Source organism: Amycolatopsis sp. SID8362 (assembly GCF_010550475.1).
Classification (GTDB): Bacteria; Actinomycetota; Actinomycetes; order Mycobacteriales; family Pseudonocardiaceae; genus Amycolatopsis; species Amycolatopsis eburnea.
Window position 1 is genome coordinate 1 of record NZ_JAAGNB010001270.1, and the last position, 5,777, is coordinate 5,777.

The window sequence follows — 5,777 nt, forward strand, 5'->3', positions numbered from 1 at the left end:
GGCACGGCCGGGCTGTTCGCCAGCCCGACGAGCACCGGCGGGTGCACCGGCCGCAGTTCGGCGATGGCGGCTTCCGCGGCGGCCGCGCACGCCTGCCGGCCCGCGTCCGTCGCCGTGTACGTCTTCTTCGCCTTGGCGTGCGCGCGGTCCTGCTCGACTTCGGCGACCAGGCCGCGGTCGCGGAGTTTGCCGAGCACGTAGTAGATCGAGCTGAACCCGAGCGCCGTCCACTCGCGCATGCCGCGTTCGGAGACGACTTCGTCCAGCTCGTAGCCGTGCCTCGGCCGCTCGACGACGAGGCCGAGCACCGTCAGTTCCGCGTCGGTGAGCACGCTCGTACTCTAGCACTAGAATACTCGGCTTCCGGAAATTGTCGGTGGGTGCTGGCATGCTTCAGCGAGTACCGGAAAGCGAGGGAGAACAGTGGGGGGACAGGTGGTGACGGCAGTGCCGTGGACCGCGGAGCGCGTGGCCGGGCTGGCGCCGGATCCCGCGTCGGAGAAAGCGGGCCGGGCGCTCGCGGCGCCGGCGAAGTGGTCGGGCGCGGGTGCGTCCGAAGACGCCGTGTGGGGCTTCTGCCAGGGCAGTGGCAAGAAGCCGTACCAGACGTGCGTCGAGCTCGCCGAGCCCGCGTTCCGGTGTTCCTGTCCCAGCCGGAAGTTCCCGTGCAAGCACGCGCTGGGGCTGCTGCTGCTGTGGGCGGCCGGGAAGATCGACACGGGACCCGCGCCGGAGTGGGTGCACACGTGGCTGGCCGAACGCGCCGATCGCGCCCGGCGGGCGGAGAAACGCGCGGAAGCGGCCGGTCCGAAGGACGAGGAGGCCGCCGCTCGCCGGGCAGGCGAACGTGCCGCGCGCGTCGAAGGCGGTGTCGCCGAACTGAAAGTCTGGCTGACCGACCGGATCGGCGCCGGTTTCGCGGGCTTCGACCGCAACGGCGGCGAAGAGCTGCGCACGGTCGCGGCCCGGATGGTCGACGCGCAGGCGTCCGGCCTCGCGGGCGGCCTGCGCCGGGCGGCGGGCACCGTGGGTCGGCGCGACTGGCCGGAGGCCCTGCTTTCCGAGCTGTCGCTGCTGTACTTGCTGGCGGACGCGGCCGGCCGGCTGGATTCGCTGCCACCACCGCTGGCGGAGACGGTCCGCACCCGGCTGGGCTTCTCAGTGGAGACGGCCCGCGTCCTGGAGAGCGGCGAGCGCGTGTCGGACGAATGGCTGATCACCGGCGCGGCCGACGAGGAGAACGACCGCCTGCTCACCCGCCGCACGTGGCTGCGCGGCCGCGGCACGGGCCGGGACGCGCTGGTGCTGTCGTTCGCCCCGCCGGGCCGGCCACTCGACGCGTCCCTGCCGCCAGGCCACCTTCTGACGGCGGAGCTGGCGTTCTACCCGGGCGCGGCACCGCTGCGCGCGATGGTGGTGGAGCGCGGCATCCCCCTCGCGGCCCCGGCCGCCGAGGGCGGCTCGATCCCGGCCGCACTGGCGGCGTACGCGGAGGCGATGGCCGCCGACCCCTGGCTGGAACGCTGGCCGGTCCTGCTCTCAGCGGTAACCCCAGCCGAACACGATGGCGGCTGGTGCCTGTCCGAAAAGGACGGAACGGCGCTTCCGCTGGTCCCGTACGCGTTCCCGTGGCCGCTGCTGGCGATGTCTGCTGGACAGCCCTTGACGGTGGCGGGCGAGTGGAGCCAGGCGGGCTTGCGCCCACTGACGTGCTGGCACGAAAACCGGGCGGTGCGGCTGTGAACCTTCCTCACGACCACATCCGATCCCACTCGCACCGAAAGGCGGTGAAGCCGTGAAAGCCTGGGAAGACCTCGTCGGCACCGCCCTCCTCGGCACCCGCCGCCGCACCCTCGACCTCTCGACCCTCCCCCCAGCCGTCCGCCCCCTCGCCGAAGACCGCGAGGACCCCGCCGAGCAGCTCCTCGCCGCCGCGGCCGTGCTCACCACCTTCCGGCGTGCCGGGCGGCAGCCGCTCCACGACGTGCGGCCGCTTCCCGTCGCCGCCGAGGACGAACGGCCGTTCGTGCCGCCGCTCGCCCGGGAACGGCTGGCCCGGCTGCTCGCCGCCAGTCATCCCGACCTGCTCCTGGAATGGCTCGGCATCGTCGCCGGCACGAACTACCGAGTCCCGCCCGAAACCCTCCCGCTGCTCGCCGAAGCCGCGCGCACGAAAGCCGCGCTGCGGGGGCCGCTCGCCGCGGTCGCCGGGCCCGTCGGGGCCTGGCTCGGGCAGCGGAACCCGGACTGGTCCTTCCTCGCCGCCCCGCCGGAAACCACTGGCACCCAAGACGTCTGGCACTATGGCAGCCTCGCCCAGCGCCGCCGCTGGCTGGCCGCCAAGCTGGCCGAAGCGCCCGGAGAGGCCCGTGAAGCCCTCGCCGGTTCGTGGAAGAGCGAACCCGCTGACGTCCGCTCGGACTTCCTCGGCGTGCTCGCCGCGCACCTACGGCCCGAGGACGAAGCCTTCCTCGAAGCCGCGCTGACCGACCGGGCGGCCGCCGTCCGGGAGCGCGCCGCCGAGCTGCTCGGGCGGCTGCCCGGCACCCGGTACGGCGAAAGCATGGCCGAACGGCTGCGCCCGCTGGTCCGCCGCCGCGGCCGGGTGCTCGAAATCGCGCTGCCGCAAGGCGAACGCGGTGAGGGCACCGTTCGACTACGCACCCTCGTCGCGGCCGCTCCCCTGGCCTTCTGGACCGAGTTCGGGCCGCCCGCCGAGGTGGTGCGGATGACCGTCGAGGGCTGCCCGGCCGCCGTGCTGCGCGACTCCTGGGCCACCGCGGCCGTCCGGCAAGGCGACGAGACCTGGGCGAAAGCGCTCATCGGCGCCGACCCCGGCGGCCGCACCACCCCGCCGCTGCTGGACGTCCTCAGCCCGGCCGCCCAGGCCGCCACCATCGGGCACCTGGTGAGCCGGCTGCCCGTCGAGTCGTTCGCGCGGCTGGTGCACGAGCTGCCCCGGCCGTGGACCAAGGAGCTCGGCACCGCCCTGCTCGACTGGATCGCCCGCCAGGACGACCACCGCCTGGTCTCGCACGCCGCCGTCGTGATCGCCCGCGCGGTCCCGGCGCAGTGCCTGCGCCACCCGCTGGCCACCACCCGGCTGACCATGGACGCCGGGCCGTGGCGCCGGGCGCTCACCGAAACGCTGAACTTCCGCCGCGAAATGTACGAGGAGCTCGCATGACCGCCCCCGCCACCGTCCTCCGGCCGCACGCCGAACAGGACCACGCCGCCGAGCTGGCCGCGCTGGCCGCCGCCGACGACCGGGCGAAGCCGCCGAACTGGCGCCTGTCGCCCTGGGCCGTCGTCGAGTACCTGCTCGGCGGCACCCTGCCCGACGGAACCGTGATCACGCCGAAGTACGTCGGCCCGCGCCGGCTGATCGAGGTCGCCGTCGCGACACTGGCCACCGACCGCGCGCTGCTGCTGCTCGGCGTGCCGGGCACGGCGAAGACGTGGGTGTCCGAACACCTGTCGGCCGCGATCAGCGGCGACTCGACGCTGCTGGTGCAGGGCACGGCGGGCACGTCCGAGGAGTCGATCCGCTACGGCTGGAACTACGCCCGGCTGATCGCCGAGGGCCCGAGCCCGGCCGCGCTCGTCGAAAGCCCGCTGCTGCACGCGATGCGGGACGGGAAGCTCGCCCGGCTCGAGGAGCTGACGCGCATCCCGGCCGACGTCCAGGACTCGCTGATCACCATCCTGTCCGAGAAGACCCTGCCCATCCCGGAGCTGGGCACCGAGGTGCAGGCGCGGCCCGGCTTCAACCTGATCGCCACGGCCAACAACCGCGACAAGGGCGTCAACGAGCTGTCGAGCGCGCTGCGGCGGCGGTTCAACACGGTCGTGCTGCCGCTGCCGGACAGCGCCGACGCGGAGGTCGAGATCGTCAGCAGGCGGGTCGCGGAGCTGGGCAAGTCGCTGCAGCTGCCCGCCGAGGCCGCCGAGCTCGCCGAGATCCGCCGGGTGGTCACGGTGTTCCGCGAGCTGCGCTCGGGCCGCACCGAAGACGGCCGCACGGCGGTGAAGTCGCCGTCCGGCACGCTCTCGACCGCGGAGGCGATCAGCGTGCTCACCGGCGGCCTCGCGCTGGCGGCGCACTTCGGCGACGGCGTGCTGCGCCCGCACGACGTCGCGGCCGGCATCCATGGCGCCGTGGTCAAGGACCCGGTGGCCGACCGCGCGATCTGGATCGAATACCTGGAGACGGTGGTCCGCGAGCGCGACGGCTGGGCCGACTTCTACCGGGCCGGCCAGGAGATTTCGTGACGGCGACCCACCTGCTCGGCATCCGCCACCACGGCCCGGGGTCCGCCCGGGCCGTGGCGGCGCGGCTCGCCGAACTCGAGCCCGACATCGTGCTGATCGAGGGCCCGCCCGAAGCCGACGTCCTGGTCGAGCTGACCGAAGACCCGGCGATGGCGCCCCCGGTCGCGCTGCTGGCGTACGCGACCGACGACGTCTCGCGCGCCGCCTTCTGGCCGTTCGCCGTCTTCAGCCCGGAATGGCAGGCGCTCGCCTACGCCCGCGAAGCCGGGATCCCGGTGCGGTTCTGCGACCTCCCGGCCGCCAACACGTTCGCCGCGGGCCCGGACGAGCACGCCGGTCCACCGGTCGACCCGCTGGCGCTGCTGGCTTCGGCCGGCGGGTACGACGACCCGGAACGCTGGTGGGACGACGTCGTCGAATCCCGCCGGGACAGCGAAAACCCGTTCGAGGTCATCGCCGACGCGATGACCGCCGTTCGGGAAGGCGAAGAACCGCCGAAGGGGAACGAAGCCCGCCGCGAGGCGTACATGCGCTCGGTGCTGCGCCGCACCCGCAAGGACGGCTACGACAACATCGCCGTCGTCTGCGGGGCGTGGCACGTGCCCGCGCTCGCCGACCCGCTGCCGCCGGCGTCGCACGACCAGGCCGTCCTCAAAGGACTGCCGAAGCGCAAGGTCGCGTGCACCTGGGTGCCGTGGACGCACGGGCGCCTGGCCACCGCCAGCGGGTACGGCGCCGGCGTGCGGTCGCCCGGCTGGTACCACCACCTGTTCACCACGGCCGAGGACGTCACCACGCGCTGGCTGACCGGCGTGGCCGGGGTGCTGCGCGAAGAGGACCTGCCGGTCTCGACCGCGCACGTCATCGAAGCCGTCCGGCTGGCCGAAGCGCTCGCGGCGCTGCGCGGGCGGTCGTCGGCCGGGCTCGCCGAGGTCACCGAAGCCACCCGGTCGGTGCTGTGCGGCGGGGACGAGGTGCAGGTCGAGCTGGTCACCCGGCGGCTGGTGGTCGGCGAACGGCTCGGCGAAGTCCCCGAGCGGGTGCCGCAGCCGCCACTGGCCGCGGACCTGACCGCGACGGCCAAACGCTTGCGGCTCAAGAAGGATCCGATCGTCAAGGAGCTCGACCTCGACCTGCGCACGCCCGGCGGGCTCGACCGCTCGAAGCTGCTGCACCGGCTGCGGATCCTCGGCATCGAGTGGGGCAGCCGGGAGGCGTCGGCGCGGCGGAACAAGGGCACGTTCCGGGAAACCTGGGCGCTGGCCTGGGAACCGTCGTTCGAGGTCGACCTGGTCGCGGCGGCGGTGTACGGCACCACCGTGCCTTCGGCGGCCACGGCCGCGGTCCGCGGCGCCGTCGAGGGCACGCCACCGCTGGACGAGGTCACCACGGCGGTCGAGAACTGCCTGCTCGCCGACCTGCCGGAGGCGTTGCCCGAAGCGCTCGCGGCGCTCGACGCCCGTGCGGCGGCCGACGCGGACGTCGCGCGGCTGATGGCGGCGCTG

At 74.0% G+C, this 5,777-nt stretch carries 5 protein-coding genes; 4 read left to right on the forward strand and 1 reads right to left on the reverse strand.

The window, feature by feature from the left end:
* A partial coding sequence (locus G3I65_RS39260; protein ID WP_160700575.1) for a PadR family transcriptional regulator occupies window positions 1-332 on the reverse strand: 332 nt, incomplete at its 3' end.
* Window positions 333-435: 103 nt separating this feature from the next.
* On the opposite strand from G3I65_RS39260, the gene G3I65_RS39265 reads away from it, so the two are divergent.
* From G3I65_RS39265 to G3I65_RS39280, 4 genes are all read left to right on the forward strand, one after another.
* The gene (locus G3I65_RS39265; protein WP_160700578.1) at window positions 436-1,743 is read left to right on the forward strand and encodes an SWIM zinc finger family protein; all 1,308 of its coding nucleotides are present in this window, start codon (window positions 436-438) and stop codon (window positions 1,741-1,743) included.
* Window positions 1,744-1,795: 52 nt separating this feature from the next.
* Window positions 1,796-3,187, forward strand: a complete 1,392-nt coding sequence (locus G3I65_RS39270) for a DUF5691 domain-containing protein (RefSeq protein WP_160700576.1) — start codon at window positions 1,796-1,798, stop codon at window positions 3,185-3,187.
* Window positions 3,184-4,272: an AAA family ATPase gene (locus G3I65_RS39275; protein WP_125313710.1), complete on the forward strand. Its 1,089-nt coding sequence runs from the start codon at window positions 3,184-3,186 to the stop codon at window positions 4,270-4,272. The genes G3I65_RS39270 and G3I65_RS39275 overlap by 4 nt, the downstream gene beginning before the upstream one ends.
* A partial coding sequence (locus G3I65_RS39280) for a DUF5682 family protein (RefSeq protein WP_160700577.1) occupies window positions 4,269-5,777 on the forward strand: 1,509 nt, incomplete at its 3' end. The genes G3I65_RS39275 and G3I65_RS39280, both read left to right, overlap by 4 nt.